Source organism: Shewanella bicestrii, assembly GCF_002216875.1.
GTDB classification, from domain to species: domain Bacteria; phylum Pseudomonadota; class Gammaproteobacteria; order Enterobacterales; family Shewanellaceae; genus Shewanella; species Shewanella seohaensis.
The window spans coordinates 3,455,486-3,473,324 of the sequence record NZ_CP022358.1; the positions used below are offsets into that span (position 1 = coordinate 3,455,486).

At 47.6% G+C, this 17,839-nt stretch carries 11 protein-coding genes and 1 pseudogene; 6 read left to right on the forward strand and 6 right to left on the reverse strand.

The annotated features are described in order from the left end of the window. Positions 1 to 40: 40 nt before the first annotated feature. The 5 genes and pseudogenes from mazG to rlmD form a co-directional block, all read right to left on the reverse strand. Positions 41 to 919, reverse strand: a complete 879-nt coding sequence (gene mazG / locus CF168_RS15130) for a nucleoside triphosphate pyrophosphohydrolase (RefSeq protein ID WP_011716216.1) — start codon at positions 917 to 919, stop codon at positions 41 to 43. 180 nt (positions 920 to 1,099) lie between these two features. Then, positions 1,100 to 1,386 (reverse strand): annotated as a pseudogene (locus tag CF168_RS15135) (IS481 family transposase); the annotation flags it as partial. Positions 1,387 to 1,529: 143 nt separating this feature from the next. Further along, a complete protein-coding gene (locus CF168_RS15140) occupies positions 1,530 to 4,235 on the reverse strand; it encodes a PKD domain-containing protein (protein ID WP_011716214.1) in 2,706 nt (901 codons plus the stop codon). 514 nt (positions 4,236 to 4,749) lie between these two features. Beyond that, on the reverse strand, positions 4,750 to 6,957 hold the full coding sequence (gene relA, locus CF168_RS15145; protein ID WP_011716213.1) for a GTP diphosphokinase: 2,208 nt from the start codon (positions 6,955 to 6,957) through the stop codon (positions 4,750 to 4,752). A 189-nt stretch (positions 6,958 to 7,146) separates the two neighbouring features. Continuing rightward, positions 7,147 to 8,496 carry a 23S rRNA (uracil(1939)-C(5))-methyltransferase RlmD gene (rlmD, locus tag CF168_RS15150; RefSeq protein WP_089068227.1) on the reverse strand — a complete coding sequence of 450 codons (1,350 nt, stop codon included), beginning with the start codon at positions 8,494 to 8,496 and terminating at the stop codon, positions 7,147 to 7,149. 101 nt (positions 8,497 to 8,597) lie between these two features. On the opposite strand from rlmD, the gene barA reads away from it, so the two are divergent. The 3 genes from barA (at position 8,598) to CF168_RS15165 (ending at position 12,576) form a co-directional block, all read left to right on the forward strand. Beyond that, positions 8,598 to 11,405 (forward strand): two-component sensor histidine kinase BarA, encoded by a 2,808-nt coding sequence (gene barA, locus CF168_RS15155; RefSeq protein ID WP_011716211.1) that lies wholly within the window; start codon positions 8,598 to 8,600, stop codon positions 11,403 to 11,405. Next, complete coding sequence (locus tag CF168_RS15160) at positions 11,380 to 11,979, forward strand: YjaG family protein (protein WP_011716210.1); 600 nt, start codon at positions 11,380 to 11,382, stop codon at positions 11,977 to 11,979. Before barA ends, CF168_RS15160 begins: the two co-directional genes overlap by 26 nt. 363 nt (positions 11,980 to 12,342) lie before the next feature. Further along, complete coding sequence (locus tag CF168_RS15165; protein ID WP_011625558.1) at positions 12,343 to 12,576, forward strand: DUF3319 domain-containing protein; 234 nt, start codon at positions 12,343 to 12,345, stop codon at positions 12,574 to 12,576. 5 nt (positions 12,577 to 12,581) lie between these two features. Here the strand turns inward: CF168_RS15165 and lldR are convergent, their stop codons facing one another. Further along, positions 12,582 to 13,481: a LysR family transcriptional regulator LldR gene (lldR, locus tag CF168_RS15170; RefSeq protein ID WP_011716209.1), complete on the reverse strand. Its 900-nt coding sequence runs from the start codon at positions 13,479 to 13,481 to the stop codon at positions 12,582 to 12,584. 276 nt (positions 13,482 to 13,757) lie between these two features. On the opposite strand from lldR, the gene CF168_RS15175 reads away from it, so the two are divergent. From CF168_RS15175 to CF168_RS15185, 3 genes are all read left to right on the forward strand, one after another. Then, positions 13,758 to 14,720, forward strand: coding sequence for an AEC family transporter (locus CF168_RS15175; RefSeq protein ID WP_089068228.1), 963 nt, complete (start codon positions 13,758 to 13,760; stop codon positions 14,718 to 14,720). Between the two features lie 129 nt (positions 14,721 to 14,849). Then, positions 14,850 to 16,508, forward strand: a complete 1,659-nt coding sequence (recN, locus tag CF168_RS15180) for a DNA repair protein RecN (RefSeq protein ID WP_089068229.1) — start codon at positions 14,850 to 14,852, stop codon at positions 16,506 to 16,508. Positions 16,509 to 16,922: 414 nt separating this feature from the next. Next, positions 16,923 to 17,798: a universal stress protein gene (locus CF168_RS15185; protein WP_089068230.1), complete on the forward strand. Its 876-nt coding sequence runs from the start codon at positions 16,923 to 16,925 to the stop codon at positions 17,796 to 17,798. Positions 17,799 to 17,839: the final 41 nt, after the last annotated feature.

The following is a 17,839-nucleotide window of genomic DNA, read 5'->3' on the forward strand; positions in this document are numbered from 1 at the left end:
TGTTGCCATTCGACAAACACCAATCCGGATAATTTGCCCTTTATCTTGACTCGCCCTGTTTAACCTTATCCCAATAGACATCTAACTCTTCTAAGCTATGTTCTTCTAATGCTTTATTATTTTGTCTTGCAAATGCCTCAACACCTTTAAAACGGCGTTCAAATTTAACATTGGCTTGGCGCAGCGCTTGTTCTGGGTCCACCTTTAAATGGCGCGCCAAATTCACCACTGCAAATAATAAGTCGCCCATTTCGGCCTGCACTTTGGCTTGGTCGAGCGTTGGCTGATTCACCTCCGCAAACACTTCATCAATTTCTTCATGGATTTTTGCGACAACAGGCTCAAGCTCAGGCCAATCGAACCCAACGCGCGCGACCCGTTGCTGAATTTTGATTGAACGGGATAACGCTGGCTGCGCGCGCGGAATATCATCAAGCACAGAAACCTCGCTTAATGAAGCCCCCCCAGCCGCCAATGCCTTTTGTTCACGCTCGCTGGCTTTGATTGCTTCCCAATTGGCCTTCATCTGCTGACTACTGGCATCGGCCTCGAATACTTCATTACCAAACACATGGGGATGACGGCGGGTCAGTTTGTCGGTGATTTTATTAACGACAGTGCTGAAATCGAACCTGCCCTGCTCTTTGCCAAGCTGGCAATAAAACACCACTTGGAATAATAAATCCCCCAGCTCATCAGGTAATTCGTCTAAGGCTAAACGTTCAATCGTGTCAGCCACCTCATAGGCCTCTTCGAGGGTAAAAGGCACTATGGTTTGATAAGTCTGGGCTTTATCCCATGGGCAACCCGTTTGCGGATCGCGCAGCTTCTCCATAATCTTCAGTAGCGGCGCAACATCGGTTGCAGAAAGTGCTGTTGCGGGAAGCTCAGTAATAGAAGGCGTGATATGGGAAGTCATGCAGATATCCTTTCAAGAGAGTCGACACAGGTGCAGGATGCGTAAACAGGAATACACTCAAGCTGAGTCGCAACTAAGGCTGTAATAAGGGCAATAAAGCGCTAATGATAAAGTAGCCAAGCTCAAAGTGCTATTTAGAGTCTGGTATTAGGTTTTAACGAAGAGGATATGCCCATCATAGGCTTCATCCTTTTGCCGTTTACACTCAAGGGCGGCAACTTGTTCATCCGAAAGGATTATCCCTTCTGGCTCGACTTTGGCTTCGAGGGCTTCTAATCGCTTTTGAAGTTCTCTAAGCCATGCAGTAACCAAATGGAGCTCACGCCACTGGCGGAGACAAATATCCCTTGTTTTCGAAGCTCGTTACTAGAGCGAGACTGCCCATGGGCAGGAAATACGATAGCATGTGTTAAGACAGCATTTTCAGTTACATCATCAACACGATTCTTGAGGTACAGTGTTCTTCTGGGCTGCAATCCCCAAAAAAGAAGGCCAGCTGGATTGCTGACCTTCTCTTTACAACTATTCACCTTCAGTCGCCAAACACTCAGTAACCGCCCCCCCAAATAGCTATATGGCAACTTTACACAAGTCGCCTAGGCACCAAATACTAAAATCCAAGTGCCGGGGTTTGGCTGGGTTCCAACACCAAACGGGCAACACCAGTGACGCCTGCACCATAAGGCCTGCTGGCCTGTATACCTCGACTGGATGCAGCCGGTGCTGCTGCTTGGTTCCAGTAATCAAAGGCTATTTCTTCATAGATATTGAGTCTGGGGCCCAAACCGCGGGCAACATACCAAGGCGACTGGCTGTCATTTCTGCGTTCTTCAAATTCAAATACATAAATACGTGGGCCCAAAACGCCAAACTCCAATTCTTTAAGCACATACCAATCACGGCGAGCGCATGCCTCGGTGGTCACATCACCACACTTCCAGCGGTAAATTGACTGGAATGCCACATCATCCGATTCGGTATCTACTATCCAATTAATGGGAGTGTTAAATATGGGCGCAAAATCAGGTGGTGAGGATTGGAAACTGCCCAACTGATAACCTTCACCATTGGCATTGAACTGCCAACCAAAATAGGCGAAACCGTTATCCCATAACAAATTACCGTTATCCCAGGCCGATTTATGCCATTGATTGATAGTGGTATTCCAGTACTTGCCCTCTGCGTTGGTCAAGTCAAAGGTCCCAATCACACCGTTTTCAAGCTCCAATGCATAGTCTGTATCTGCGGCAAGTAAGTTACCCTCTGCATCGTAGGATTCACTGAATACCTGTATATCGCTGCCTGACTGGTCAAGCTTGCTGATATGCACGCTACTGCCATCTTCAAATCGGGCAATAAAGGTGCCATGCTCATTAATGCTCCAGGTGAAAGGCCGCTCCAGTACCCTAGCTATACCTGTACCATCAGCACTAACCTCAAACAAGTCGGCAAACATATCAGAGTAACCGAGTCCTGGCTCACCAAAGTAGTAATAATGTTCGATAATCCAGTCGCTGACTACCTCGTCGGCGGTGAGTTTAAGTTCACTCAGTTTATCGCCATTGCGCATCAGCTGATCGGTGGTGGACTCATTCAACTTTCCACTGGTCGAAATCACCACACCACCATCCAACGTCACCGGCGTCATGGTTTCTTTTACCGATGCGACAATACGGAAGGTGTCAGTTTTCTCGCCTTCGATTACCCGTTTCATAGTGGTGCTTTGCGGTTTACGCAGCACCTCCACCTGGTTGACTCCTGCATTATGCAGCTGGTTAACCTGCGCCATAGTTAATCCGGCAACGCCCTCCTCGACGGCGGGATAACTGTAGGAGCCAATGGGATCGGAATAGGTGAGGGTTAAGATGCCATCGGTGAGTGCCCAGCTGAACTTCTCTACACGACCAGTTGTTTCAATCCCGCTGCCGTTCTGGTGGAATTCAAATCGGCCACCGCCGCGGGACAAAAAGCCTGCCGCCGCTGGATACACTTCATAGTAGGTGCTGGCGAGACTGTCTGGCGCAATCGGGGGGGTCAGTTCAGGATCAGCGATGATATCATCGACGGTCGCACTAATAATACCTGGCGTGGCGGTTTCGGCCGCTGTCACGTAGCTGTTGTATGCTTCGGTATTGGTCAGCAACTCCAGCACATTACTGACCCCTTCCGGCAAGGCAAACGCCCCCCCCTGTGTAATCAGTTTCACCACAGCGGCTGCCTCTATCAACTCATCCGGACTAACTGATTTTTCAACCAGAGTGAATTGGTCTAAATCAGCTGGAACCTCACCATTGTTAGCTGAGACTATCAGCGAATACAAAGCGGTTGAAACTGCATTGATAGACACAGTATTGGCGACCTCATCGGCCAGAGTTTCTGCCTTGGTAGCAGTTGGCGAAACCTGAATTCTGGAGGTCACTTTGCCTACCACAGCCGTCTGTACCGGATCCGCTGTCAGCTGGGGGACAAACTTGTAATACTCCAAACCGGCAGTGCTGGCTGATTTAACAATGAGATTGGTAAACAGATTGGTTTCATCATCGTCAGCTTTAAGTGGCAGGCTAAAAGCACCATTGCTGTCAGTTGTGGTGCTAAAACTGGTACCAGCCACGGTGCCGCTGACCTCGGAGCTGGCAAAGGCTGCGTCAGTAACATTCCCCGTGACGGTATAAGTCACCATGACTGGGGTCACGATGACAGTTCCGACTACTGAGGCGGATTCATCATCATCGTCAGTAACCATCAGACTGAAGCCTAGGTCAGTATCAACCGAAACACTTGGCGCCGTAAAACTTAAGGAAGCCGTGGTTTCACCGGCCAGAGTTACCGGGGAGCCAGAGGTTTGGGTCCAAAGATATGAGCTGATACTACCATCCGGATCAGTCGCTGAGGCTGTTAAGGTCACGGCCGACTTTTCAACTACACCTTCAAAGACGGCTGTGACCGTGGGTAACTTATTGTTGGCCACCAGCACCGAAACCATGGCACTGGCAGTTTGATTGGCGCTGTCAGTAACAGTGACCCGAAGCACTGCGGTCCCATCAGCATCAACGCTCGGAGCGGTCACACCAACGATGGCGCTGGTGATGTTGGCCAGCGTTAACGTGGGGCCAGATTCTTGAGTCCATAGATAGCTGAGCGAGCTGCCATCGTCCTGGCCGACCGAAATAATATCGACGCTTCGGTTTTCTTTAAGCGCAACAGAACTCGCAACGGTTACCGTTGGCATTTCATCGGAGTCATCAGAGCCGCAGGCTGCCAGTATGACAAAAGCCAAAAAACTCACAGACAACTGTTTGAAATTTTTAAATTTCATCGTCACTCCTTAACGAGCTATTGGGTATACACGAGAGGTATGAGATAGAAAACAATCGATAGGTATTGACGAATAATAAGGAATTAGTTCGCCTTTTGACCAATCAAAAAAAGCATAGTTCATATTTAAAAGACGCACGAGAATAATTCTGATTACAGTTCAGTGATTATTGGGTGCGGCCATATCTTTTGTGGTTCGAGCCCTGTTCATACTAGTCTTTAGATTTCCTTCACTTTTTCTATTTTAGAGCGGGTGATGACCTCTGATAGAAGAATACTTATAGTAGGTGCCAATAAACGCACATTTATCATCTAATTAATCGCTACGTCAGAAGTACTTTTTTGTATGATGGAGATAAACTCACGTGGCGAAACCATGAGCGAATACATGGATGTATTATTTATCAAGTAAAGAAATCACCTTCTGAAGAAGGTGGTTTAGGGCTGAAAATAAAAAAGCGGTAGCGCTTTATGCCCTACCGCTTTTTTACAACGCATAATCACAGAATCGAGAATTACAATCTGCGCGCTTCTATCACGCTATCGACTTGGGAGAGCTTAGATAACACCCGCGATAAACCATCAAGATTATAAAGCTCTAATTCCAGCTCAATGGCTGCCGTCTGATTCTTAATATCCGATGAGGAGCTCATGGCAAGCACATTGGACTTTTCGGCGGCTAGTACCGAGGTGAGATCCCGCAATAATCCGCTGCGATCATGGGCTAAGACGCGCAGACGCATGCGATAACCACCTGAATAGTTTTCGCCCCAAACCACATCGACGCCGCGTTCTGGGTGAACGCGCATTAACTCTTTCACCTGCTCACAGTCGGAGCGATGCACAGAAATACCGCGCCCTTTGGTGATAAAGCCTAAAATCTCATCCCCAGGCACGGGTTGGCAGCAACGGGCGATATGGCTAAGTAAATTACCCACGCCATTCACTTCCACCTGTCCTCGGCTATTGGTGCCAGATTTAGGTTGGCTCTTCTTAACTAATTCTTCAACCGCATCTTCTTCGCTCGCCTCATCGAGGCGCAACTTGCTTTGAATATGGTTAACAACCTGATGTAAACGCACATCACCGCCGCCGATGGCGGCAAGCAAGTCGTCCATACTCGCCATATTAAAACGCTCAACGGCGATGGCAGCATCTTTGATTTTAAGGCTGACTCGCGCCAGCTCGGCTTCGAGCATTTCTTTACCGGCGATAATGTTTTTATCGCGGTCTTGCTGCTTAAACCAATGCTGAATTTTCGAACGCGCCCGCGATGTGCGGATATAGCCTAAGTTTGGATTGAGCCAATCGCGCTTAGGATTGGGGTGCTTCGAGGTGATAATCTCGATGCGCTCGCCCGTTTCAACCTGGTAGGTAAACGGTACAATCCGGCCATCGACCTTGGCGCCGATACACTTATGGCCAACCTGCGAGTGAATATAGTAGGCAAAGTCGAGCACGGTTGAACCCAGTGGCAAGTCAACGACTTCACCACTTGGAGTAAAGACATAGACTCTATCTTCAAACACTTGGCTGCGGACTTCTTCGACCAAATTGCCGCTTTCGACCACGTCTTCCTGCCATTGCAGAATTTTACGCAGCCAATTGATTTTTTCTTCGTAGCCGCTCTGTTTGCCGGAGTGATTACCTTCCTTGTATTTCCAGTGCGCGGCAACACCCAGCTCTGCATCTTCATGCATATCTTGGGTACGAATTTGAATTTCAACGGTTTTACCTTCTGGCCCCACCACAACAGTATGGATGGATTGATAACCGTTAGGTTTAGGGTTGGCCACGTAGTCATCAAACTCGCGTGGAATATGATGCCAAAGAGTGTGCACGACCCCTAAGGCGCCGTAGCAATCCTGCAAACGTTCGGTGACAATCCGCACGGCGCGCACGTCAAACAACTCATCAAACTTGAGGTGTTTGCCCTTCATTTTGCGCCAAATGCTGTAGATATGTTTTGGACGACCATAGACCTTAGCGCGGATATGATCCTCATCGAGGCGCTGCTGCAACTGCTCGACAAATTTTTCGATATAGACTTCGCGGTCTAACCGCTTACCATCTAGCTGTTTCGCAATGTCCTTGTAGGTATCTGGATGCAGATAACGGAAGGAAATATCTTCTAATTCCCACTTTAACTGACCAATACCCAAACGGTTCGCGAGCGGCGCATAGATGTCGGCAATTTCGCGGGCCAATAAGACACGGGTTTCTTCATCGGCATTTTTCACGGCGCGAAGCAAACAAACACGCTCGGCTAGTTTTATCACCACGGCGCGCACGTCTTCGACCATTGCCAGCAACATGCGGCGGATATTGTCGATTTGCGGCTCGCTTGAGCGGCTATTGGGATTGATTTTTAACGCGCCAATCGCATCCATGGTCACGACGCTGGCAACTAACCGCGCCAGCGGCTCGCCAAATTTTTCTTTGATCGCCTCTTCATTTAGTAAGCCAGCATCAAACACCACAAACAGAATGGCCGCTTGCAGCGTCTCGATATCCATGTTCAATGGCGCGAGGATTTCAATCATCTCACGGGCACGTTCGAGCAGTTCTCTTTTCGCGGCAGGACTCTTAGCGGGTAAGGCTTCCACCTGTGCAATCAGGGTGAGTAAGGTCTGGGCCTCCTCGACATGACTGACATAGCGAGCCACCCAATCTTCAAGATGAAAATCGGGATCATTAAAGTGCGCTTCGCGAACAGAGACCATCTAATTTATTTCCTTATTCGTGCTCAGAGAAAAGTGGCACCACCTCGGCACTCCTATCTTCAGCATTGGCACGGACTTGTCAAACCCAACGAGACGAAACTTCACATTTTTTACGTTATTCAAACGCTTTGCTTACTTTACACTCGAATAACGCGGGCAAGTGAGGAAACCTTGCCCAATCGATAAGCCTTATTTTGCAAGCTCAAACAAGGCCATGGCTTCGATATGATGTGTCTGCGGGAACATATCGATTAAACCTAACTTTTGTAACTTGTAACCACGCTCGAGCAACACAGCACTGTCGCGGGCCAAGCTCGCCGGATTACAAGAGACATAAACCACTTGGCGGGGTTTCATCTTCTTAAGCCATTGCAAACTCTCGAACGCACCCGCGCGGGCAGGATCGAGTAGCAACTTATCAATCTTCCCCATCCAAGGCTCACAGGATAAATCGGCGCTTAAGTCGCCATGGTAAAAGGTTAAATTGCTTAAGCCATTTGCCGCCGCGTTTTCGCGGGCTTGGCTGACCATTTCTGGCACCCCTTCAACCCCAATCACTTCGGCGCCCAGTTTAGCTAAAGGCAAACTGAAGTTCCCCATACCGCAGAAGAGATCGAGAATTCGCTCACCCGGCTGTGGTGCTAACCATTCTAACGCCTGCGCCACCATGGTCTTGTTAATTTGCGCATTCACTTGCACAAAGTTACCAGGGGTAAAGGTGAGGCTCACAGGCGTTGCATCGGCGTTATCATCGAGTAACTGGTAAACGGGCAATAACAGCGTGCCATTCACTCCATGGAACTCGCCGTTGTTGTCTTGCAGACAAATATGGATTTGATGCTGCTCAGCAAACTGCGCCAGCTTAGCCATATCCTTATCATTTAAGGGTTTAGTGATCCGAATTACCGCAAAATGGCCGTTGTCGGCATCAATTAATTCTACATGCCCAAGGCTCGACTTGGCCGCCAGTTGATTAAGCAACTTAGCAAATGGGGCAATTAAATCCGCTAAGGGTTTCGCCAAGACTAAACAGGTATCAATAGGCACCACTTGGTTGCTGCTCGAAGCGCGAAACCCTAGGCTCAACTGCTTGGTATTTTTATCAAATAGGGTCGCAAGGCGGGCGCGGCGACGATAGTGCCAACCTTCGCCCGTCAATGCAGGCACTGAGTTGCCTTCGGCACCAGCAAATTTGGCCATAATATCAACCAAGGCCGCGGACTTATGCTCGCGCTGCCCTGCTAATGACATATGCTGTAAATCGCAGCCACCACAGCTTTGGTAATGTGGGCATAGCGGCGTGACTCGCTCAGCGCTCGGTGTCTCAACTTTAATCAGCTTGGCTCGGGCATAGTTTTTCTTTTGTTCGGTCAGCTGCGCCTGCACGGTTTCATTCGGCAAGGCGCCGGGGATAAATACGACTTTTCCCTGATGTTGTGCTATACCTGCCCCTAGATGATCCAGCTGGTGCACGCTAAAGGATTGCTTCGCGGACAATTGCTTGGAACTATTTGGTTTTGCTTTAAAAAATTGTGCCATTTCGGCCTCTAAATCAATAAAAAACTGGTAAAGACCGCCCTTTTTCTGGCAGTCTTATAAAATTATATCGTCCCTAGAATTTAGGAAACTGCGCTGCTGCTATGAACCCTGTCAACAACATGACCAAATACAGCTTACGTTCCTGGGTTCTGGTGCTTGCGCTTGCGCCGACGATCTTAGTCGGTATTCTGCTGGGCAGCTACTTTACCATAAATCGCTTCTATGAACTCGAAGATACGCTGATTGAACAGGGCAGCAATATTATCGAACCTTTAGCGATTGCCAGTGAAGTGGGACTCGTGGGCAATGACAGGGAAGCGACGAAACGGCTCCTTGCCGCAGCCCAACTGAATAAATCCACGCTCGTTAAATCTATCGCTATTTTTGACATTCAAAATCAACTGTTTGTCACATCGCATTACCACAAAGATTTCGAAATCATGCGCTATAAAGAGGCGCTGACTAATCTGCACAAAACCGAAATCGAACATGTGGGCGACAGCCTTATCCTACGCACACCGATTTTTGCCACCGCACCACCTGCGCCGGGCGCGCCCGTCAATTTTGATATCCAAACCGATAATGGCGAGTTGCTTGGCTATATTTCGGTGATTATCAATAAAGAACGCGCGCTACTCGAACAACACAGGGCCGCCGTGGCCGCCTTTATTATCGTCTTGATTGGGGTGCAATTAAACCTGTTGTTTACCTTTCGTCTGGTTAAAAACGTCACCCAGCCGATTACCGAAATGGTGCGGGTGGTCGCCAAAATTCGCGAGGGTAAACTCGATGCCAGACTCGAGGGTAATCTTATCGGAGAGCTGGATTTACTCAAACGCGGTATTAACGCCATGGCGGGCTCGCTATCGGAATATCACGATGAGATGCAGCAAAATATCGATCAGGCAACTTCGGATCTGCGGGAAACCTTAGAGCAGATTGAGATCCAAAACGTCGAGCTCGACTTAGCCAAAAAACGCGCGCTGGAGGCCAGCCGCATTAAGTCGGAATTCTTGGCGAACATGTCCCACGAGCTGCGCACACCATTAAACGGCGTGATAGGCTTTGCCCGTCAACTCGTTAAAACCCCGCTACACTCGAGCCAAGTCGATTACATTAATACCATCGAGCGCAGCGCGACTAACCTACTGGCGATTATCAACGATATTCTCGACTTCTCTAAACTCGAAGCCGGTAAAATGGTGCTAGAAAACATGCCATTCGGCCTAAGGGAAACCCTAGGTGAGACAATCACTTTAATCTCCGGCAGCGCGCAGGCGAAAGGGCTGGAGTTAGTGGTCGATATTGCACCCAACGTCCCCGACAATGTTAACGGCGATGCTATGCGTGTTTGCCAAATTATCAATAACTTAGTGGGAAATGCCATCAAGTTTACCGATTCGGGCAGCGTGTTAGTCAAGTTAGAGTTACAAAACCAGACCGATGATCAAGTGGTACTGCGCTGTGATGTGATTGATACCGGCATTGGAATTGATGAAAACCAACAGGACTTCCTGTTCCAAGCCTTTGGCCAAGCGGACTCCTCGATTTCTCGCCGCTTTGGTGGAACAGGGCTAGGGCTGGTCATCACTAAGCGCCTCGTCAACCAAATGGGTGGCCAAATTGGCTTTACCTCTTCGGTGGATAAAGGGTCTAACTTCTGGTTCACTCTGCCATTGGGCCTAGGTCAATTCCAGATTGGCGATTCGCTACCCTTTGAAAAGCTTAAAGATAAAACCGTGCTGTTTTATGAGCCCAGAGTACTCACCCATTCGGTTATTAGTCGCCAGCTAAAACAGTGGGATACAAAAGTCACTCACCATCAACACATTCCGAGCTTGCTGACGACGCTCTCGACCACTGAGCATCAGTTCGATTATGTGCTGTTGAGTTGCCATGGATTTAGCAATCCGAATCAATTGGTCAGCACCTTAAATCAAGCTAAGAGTAAAACAGATTGCTTGATCGTGCTGTTCGATTGCCAAGAGCAGGAAGTACTAAGCCAGTTTATTCGCCCCAATGCCGATGTGGTGTTGTCACTGCCGGTGAGTGAACATCAATTGGCGCGTAATATGCTCTATCCACCAATGGAATATGACATTTTACCTCCCGTGGCGATTACCGTCCCCGCCGCGCGCCAATCCCTTACGGTGTTGGCGGTGGATGATAACTTTGCCAATTTAAAACTGATTGATACGCTGCTTAACGAGTTAGTGACGACCGTCATCGCCGTTAACAGCGGTGAAGAAGCCGTCAAACAAGCCAAGAGTCGCACCTTTGACCTTATCTTTATGGATATCCAGATGCCGGGCACCGACGGCATCAGCGCCACCAAGCAAATCCGCCAAGGGTCGATGAACCGCAACACGCCCATTATTGCCGTGACCGCCCACGCGATTGCCGAGGAACGAGAGCTGATTTTAGGCAGCGGCATGGATGGTTACTTGCCTAAGCCCATAGATGAAGCCGCCCTCAAAGCGGAAATAAACCGCTGGATCACTCGGCCCAAGTTCACCCACTTCGATTTACACACCCTCAACTGGGATCTTTGCTTAACCCAAGCCAACCATAAGTCGGATTTAGCCTTAGATATGTTGCGCATGTTATTGGATTCCTTGCCACAAACGGTCTCGGCAATTGAGACGGCGCTGAGTCAGAACGATCAAGCGACTATGCTCACCACTATCCACAAACTCCATGGAGCCAGTTGCTATTGCGGAGTACCGACCACACAGCGATTATGCCAAGAGATTGAATCGGCATTGAAACGAGATGCTCGTGTCGAAGATCTCGAACCGGAAATACTAGAGTTACTTGATGAGCTAACTAAGGTAGAATCGGCGGCAAAACAAGTGCTATCACAGCTATCAGCGGAAATAACAGATGACCAAAAAAACGGGCTTCTTTAAGCGTTTAAAGGCGCTAGAACTACCACAGAAAAAACTCTTTGCCATTGCCCTTTGCCAACGAATGTTACCTAACTATCAATTGTTTTCAGAGGTTTGCGAGTTTGGCGATCCTGCGGTATTAAGCACTGTGCTCGATCTTCTTTGGCAATCCCAGTACGACAATAAGCTGAAATTCAACATTGATGTGCATTTGCAGCGCTTAGAAGATAACACCCCGGAACCCGCCGATTTTGATAACTATGGCGTATACCCGGCGATGGATGCCGTGGTTGCTCTGTCTACGTTACTCGGTGCGATTCAAACCGATCTTGAAGAAGATATCACCAATATCAGCAAGTTATCCTCAAGCACTGTGGCGAACTACATTGAGACCATCAGCGATGTGGATTTAACCGATGATGCCTTAGATGACTATGTCTTCGCCCATGAAGTGATGGAAGAAGAGCGTGAACTGCAGAATACACTGCTGGAAATTATCGAAGAGAATCCTAAGATCACCGCAGAATTGGTGAAAGGTTTACGCAAAGAGATTATCGAAGCGGGTGTCTCGAATATCGGTATTAGCGTCGCGTAAGTGAGCCCTGCTACCTAAGAGTGGTTCACTATTAGGTAGCATCTTATACCAATCGTATTAAATATCTGTTTATTCAGCGGGAGTTAAACGGGCTTTAGACAAGGCGAAGGCTTGAAGGCATAGTGGCGCTCTGTCGAAAGCCTTAAACGCAGTATAAAGCCCGTTCAACCCCGCCCTTCGGGAGCCTCACAGGCGTCTCACTCCCGTGTTACATTGACTTAAAAGGGAATAACCATTTCTTCGTCAATGCGCCTTGGATTGAGACGCCTGTGAGGCTCTGAACTGATTAGATATTTAATGTGATTGGTATTAGCCAAGGGATAACACTGCGAGGGATAGGATTTAGCCGAGCATCCATTCAATATGAAAAAACTCGTTTACCAAGGATTTATCTTAACCAATAGCGAAGGTCGCACCGATACCTGGAAACTCACCATAGGCCAGCAAAGCCGTATTGGTTCTCTGTTTGAACTGCGCCGTTTAGTCAATTACTACCTTGAGCTGGGGATTGTGCCCGCCACCCGCGCTAGCCTACAAGAGGCGAAACAGACCCAAAACTCCATGAGTAAAAATCCGCTAAAACCCCGCAAACGCTAACGAGCTTAAATCATCGAAAACAGCTCGGGCGCCTTAGACTGCATAAACTCTATAAATACTTTTACCTTTAGCGGCTGCTGACTCCGCTGGTGATACAAAATCGATATTCTGCGCTGCTCACCTATCCATTCGGGCAAGAGTACTTTTAACTGTCCCTCTTTAATCTGCTGTTTTACAAATAATTCTGGGCCATAGAGAATGCCGCCGTGATCGAGAGTCGCCTGAATCGCCCCGTGTAGATCCGTGAGCGTGAGTTTTGTCGGGCCATTAAAATAAAACGACTCGCCATTCGAGTGCTTTAAGTGCCAGTTAAACAGTGGCCACACTTTAATTAACTGATGGGCTTCAAGATCATCGGGATGGGTTAACTTAGGCGCCGAGGCTAAATATTCCGGCGTCGCAAACAGGCGGTAATCGAGTTCGCCTAAGGTGCTCGACACCCAAGAGGAATCGGGCTGGGCACCGCCCACAATCGCCACATCGATCCCTTTATCGATCAAATCCACCAACTCATTGCTTTGGGAAATATGCAGGCGAATATCGGGATATAAACGCCCAAATTCGTTCAGTGCACGGATAAAGATGATGGAGATAATCGAAATCGGCGCAGCTATTCGCAATGTTCCTTCGGGCTTATCACTGCCAACACCACTGAGTTCATCAAATTGGGCAATGACACTCTGGTAGCGTTGAAATAAAGCTAGACCTTCTTCGGTTAACCGCAGCTTACGAGTGCTACGCATAAACAATTGCTTATCGAGTTTCTCCTCAAGTTTGGCCAGCTTGCGGCTCACAGTGGCGATGGGCATATCGAGCTCTTTAGCCGCTTGGGAAAAACTCCCCGCATTCACTAAATGCACAAACAGATAAATTAACTGCAGCTCGGCGCCTATATCATCAGCCATTTTCTATCCCAATTGTTTATGTGAGTGCTTGCATTCAGACTATGCACTAACTCATTGTGTTTTAAACGTAGAATTATTCACTTCTACGACCATAGCGCAATAGCCTCTAGGGGGAATGCTATGCTATTTTGCTAACAGATTTACTGCGCTAGCGCCGATTATCGTCAATTCGCTGAAATAACATCCCAACCGATCTCACCTTGGCGGCTTGAATGAAATCAAGCATCACTAAGGCTATCTCGTGGGATAAGCAACACAAAAGGATGAGTGAGGGTCATGAACATTTTAACCCCTCTGTTTGCCGTCTTCGGAATCATGCTACTGGGCACACTAGTGCAAAAGCTGCGCTTTCTTCCAGTAGAAACAGACCAAGTACTCAATCAATATGTTTACTATATTGCGTTTCCTGCCATCCTCTTGATAGCACTGGCGCAGCAGCCCATTGAAGAGATCCTACAGTGGGGATTTATCGCCGGGTACAGCGCAGCCATGCTGGTGATTTACCTCGTTTGTATCGGCATCTCCCTGCTGGTTAATCCTAAACAACATGCAATTGCCGCCGTGCGCGCCTTAAATGCCACTTTTGGTAATACCGCATTTATTGGTATTCCACTCCTTATCATCTTATTCCCCCAGCAACAAAGCGCCTTAGTTGCCGCTGCGATTGCCAGTTTATTGTCCGTACTCATGTTTGCCGTGGCCTTGGTCTCGCTAGAACTCGCCACCAATAAACAGCGACAACATCACGCCGCGGTGATCATGCTGTTAGCCGTGGTGAAAAACCCAATTGTGATAGGTTGTTTTATTGGCGTGGCCATCTCGGCATTAGGGATAACTCTCCCCTCAGGCTTGGCAATGATGATCCAGCAGATAGGCAATACGTCCAGTCCCTGCGCCCTCTTTGCCGTCGGCATGGTATTGGCTAAAGCCATGCGCTATCAAAAAGATAGCAAAGTCTTTAGCCTGACAAACTTTATCGAACTGAGCCTGATCAACCTGTTTAAACTTATCCTGCAACCTGCCTTGGTTTACTTCATGTTGAAAGGCGTGGGGGTCACGGGCGACTATCTCGTTATGGGCGTTATCCTTAGCGCCTTACCCACTGCGGCAAGCGTCTATCTGTTGGCTCAACGCTATAACACCCAGGCCTCCAGCAGTGCCCAAGGGATACTCTTTGGTACCATAGTGACCTTTTTCAGCTTACCCATTCTGGAACAGCTCGTTAAAACCTATTCATAAACAAATAATTAGATTTTATGACATAGCGACATGTCGAATATTCACCCAAAGCCACTTTACTGTATATAAATTCAGTATATACTGTTTATCAATACAGTGATTTGGTAAGTTTTTCGACAGGAACTCACTATGCTTTGCCAACTCAGCATCAACAATTTCGCTATCGTACGTTTCCTTGAATTGGACTTTCGCCCCGGAATGACCAGCATTACCGGTGAGACTGGCGCGGGGAAATCCATCGCCATCGACGCCCTAGGTTTGTGCCTAGGCAACCGTGCCGATGCCAGCAGCGTTCGCCCTGGCGCGAGCAAAACCGAAGTCAGTGCCCGATTTTCACTCGAGGATGTGCCTCTGGCAAAACGCTGGCTCGAAGATAACGATCTCGAACTCGATGATGAGTGCATTCTGCGTCGAACCATCGGCAGTGATGGCCGCTCACGCGCCTATATCAATGGCAATCCCGTCCCTTTGACTCAGTTAAAATTACTGGGGCAATTACTTGTGGGTATCCATGGCCAGCACGCCCACCATGCAATGTTAAAGAGTGAACACCAGCTCACCTTACTCGATAGCTACGCCAATCACAGACTACTGATAGACACTGTGGCGGCAAGCTATCAGCGCTGTAAACAAATCGAAGCAGAACTCAAGCAATTAGAAGCCTCACAGCAGGAACGTATCGCCCGTAAACAACTGGTGCAATATCAAGTTGAAGAGTTAGATGAGTTTGATCTCAAGGTGGGAGAGTTTGAAGAGATTGAACAGGAACACAAGCGTCTTGCAAACGGCACCGAATTGGTCGATAGCTGCCAAGCCAGCCTGTTTTTGCTCACCGATGGTGAAGAGAGCAATATCGAGTCACTGCTGAATAAAGCCGTTGGCCTGGCAGAGAATTTGCTAAGCTATGACCCCGCATTATCCAATGTCAGCACTATGCTGAACGAGGCGCTTATTCAAGTGCAAGAGAGCGCTGGCGAATTGCAGCACTACCTAAGTAAACTTGAACTCGATCCCGCGCATTTTGCCTATTTAGAGGAAAGGCTCACTAAAGCCATGCAACTGGCCCGTAAGCACCATGTTAGCCCTGACAAATTAGCCGAGCATCATCTCGCCCTCAGGGCCGAACTCACCACACTCGATGATGATGAAAATAAGCTAGAAGATATCCAACGCCAAGTGGAGGCCAGTAAAGTAGCCTACCTCGCTAACGCGCAAAAGCTGAGTCAGAGCCGCGCCCGTTATGCGAAAGAGCTGGATAAATTGGTGACTCAATCCATTCACGAACTCAATATGCCTAAGGGTAAGTTCACCATTGAAGTGAATTTCAACCCAGAAATCATGTCGATGAATGGCAGCGATAATATTGAGTTTATGGTCACCACCAACCCAGGCCAGCCATTACAACCTATATCTAGGGTTGCCTCAGGCGGCGAATTGTCACGTATAGGCCTTGGTATTCAAGTCATTACCGCGAAAAAGGTTGCCACTCCGACACTCATTTTCGACGAAGTGGATGTTGGGATCTCAGGCCCCACAGCAGCTGTGGTTGGACGTATGCTACGTAGCCTTGGCGAATCGACCCAAGTGCTGTGCGTGACCCACTTGCCGCAAGTTGCAGGTAATGGTCATCAACATATGTTTGTGAATAAATTCAACAAGGCAGGAAGTACTGAAACCACTATGACGCCTTTAGATAGGGAACAACGTATCCAAGAACTCGCCAGATTACTCGGTGGCGATACGATTACCACCAACACCTTAGCCAATGCACGGGAGTTATTACAGTAGTCATTCGCTTAATCCTGTAAATGAAGGTGTACACATAATGAAGGTTCTGAGAGAGCCTTCATTTTTATTGTGCAGAATAATTATCCAAGCTAAAGCATAAATAATATTAAGTTTTAGAATACGTTAGAATATTCAAACAACCTAATATCTAAATACTATAGACCAAATACCTTCTGATGATAACAATCACCCTTAGTGAAGGGGGAATGAATAAATTTTTATATAAATAGGCATGATTATAAAAAAATATTCGAAAGCACTATCGTAGATTAAGGTAACCACATGAAATTTATTTATTAATTTTAGTTAGATTATTATTGGCTAGATTGCAAATTTAATAGCGATAATTAATATTACCGTATGAGCCCTATTTTCCTAGACTTAATTACCTCTCAGGTCAATAGGAGTTTTAGCATGCCTTTCCAGCATATTCTCGCGGCGGTGGATGAATCAGTTCCCCCCAACGCGGTTCTAAAAAAGTCCGTCGTATTGGCCAGGAAATGCCACGCATCGTTAACTATCCTAAAAGTGAAACGAACCCACAATTTTAATCTTAATCTGTTATTTCATAGAGATAAGTCAAAGGTAATGCCTGATGACAGGCGAAAGCCTATCTTGGCCTATCCCGATAAACAATATCCAATCCGTATAAAGGAATGTCTTTCCCATTCAATTCACAATGCTATCGTCAATGAATGTAGCCAGTTAGATTACGATCTCATCATCGTCAGTCATAAATTCTATCCACCTTTCTTTAGTGAATTTTTAATTGCAGATGAATGGCAATTACTGAGATTGCCTAATATTCCAGTGATGTTTGTCGATCTTGAAGATTGGCATGAGAACGGCCATGTACTCACCGCACTGGAACTCGACAATGAAAATATGGCTCACCTCGAGTTCAATGAAACCCTAATAGAAGAAAGTAAACGGATTGCAACCTTGCTATCAAATGATCTGCACTTAATTAACAGTTACTTGCCAGATCCCTTCTATATGAGCTTTAATCAGCAACCACAGGAGCCTGTTTCTGAGCGGGAAAAATATAAAGCGAGGCTCACCACAGTGGCACGGCAGCATAATCTCAACACACGCAACTTACACATTGAAGAAGGCTTGCCCGAAGATACGATTTCCAATGAGGCCCGCAGGCTCAACGTCAATATGCTGGTGATGGGCAGCGCCGAACGCAAAGGCATGTTGAGCGCATTCAAAGGTAATGCAGCGCGAAATATCATTAACAAACTGCGAACTGATCTCTTTATTGTCAAACCGCGACATCCACATTAAAACACCGACACAAACAAAAGCCGCCTTTAGTATTCACTAAC

What these genes read in the sequence shown, in the direction of transcription:
- mazG (WP_011716216.1), bottom strand. Translation starts at nt 919, where the DNA reads ATGACTTCCCATATCACGCCTTCTATTACTGAGCTTCCCGCAACAGCA.
- CF168_RS15140 (WP_011716214.1), bottom strand. Translation starts at nt 4,235, where the DNA reads ATGAAATTTAAAAATTTCAAACAGTTGTCTGTGAGTTTTTTGGCTTTT.
- relA (WP_011716213.1), bottom strand. Translation starts at nt 6,957, where the DNA reads ATGGTCTCTGTTCGCGAAGCGCACTTTAATGATCCCGATTTTCATCTT.
- rlmD (WP_089068227.1), bottom strand. Translation starts at nt 8,496, where the DNA reads ATGGCACAATTTTTTAAAGCAAAACCAAATAGTTCCAAGCAATTGTCC.
- barA (WP_011716211.1), top strand. Translation starts at nt 8,598, where the DNA reads ATGAACCCTGTCAACAACATGACCAAATACAGCTTACGTTCCTGGGTT.
- CF168_RS15160 (WP_011716210.1), top strand. Translation starts at nt 11,380, where the DNA reads ATGACCAAAAAAACGGGCTTCTTTAAGCGTTTAAAGGCGCTAGAACTA.
- CF168_RS15165 (WP_011625558.1), top strand. Translation starts at nt 12,343, where the DNA reads ATGAAAAAACTCGTTTACCAAGGATTTATCTTAACCAATAGCGAAGGT.
- lldR (WP_011716209.1), bottom strand. Translation starts at nt 13,481, where the DNA reads ATGGCTGATGATATAGGCGCCGAGCTGCAGTTAATTTATCTGTTTGTG.
- CF168_RS15175 (WP_089068228.1), top strand. Translation starts at nt 13,758, where the DNA reads ATGAACATTTTAACCCCTCTGTTTGCCGTCTTCGGAATCATGCTACTG.
- recN (WP_089068229.1), top strand. Translation starts at nt 14,850, where the DNA reads ATGCTTTGCCAACTCAGCATCAACAATTTCGCTATCGTACGTTTCCTT.
- CF168_RS15185 (WP_089068230.1), top strand. Translation starts at nt 16,923, where the DNA reads ATGCCTTTCCAGCATATTCTCGCGGCGGTGGATGAATCAGTTCCCCCC.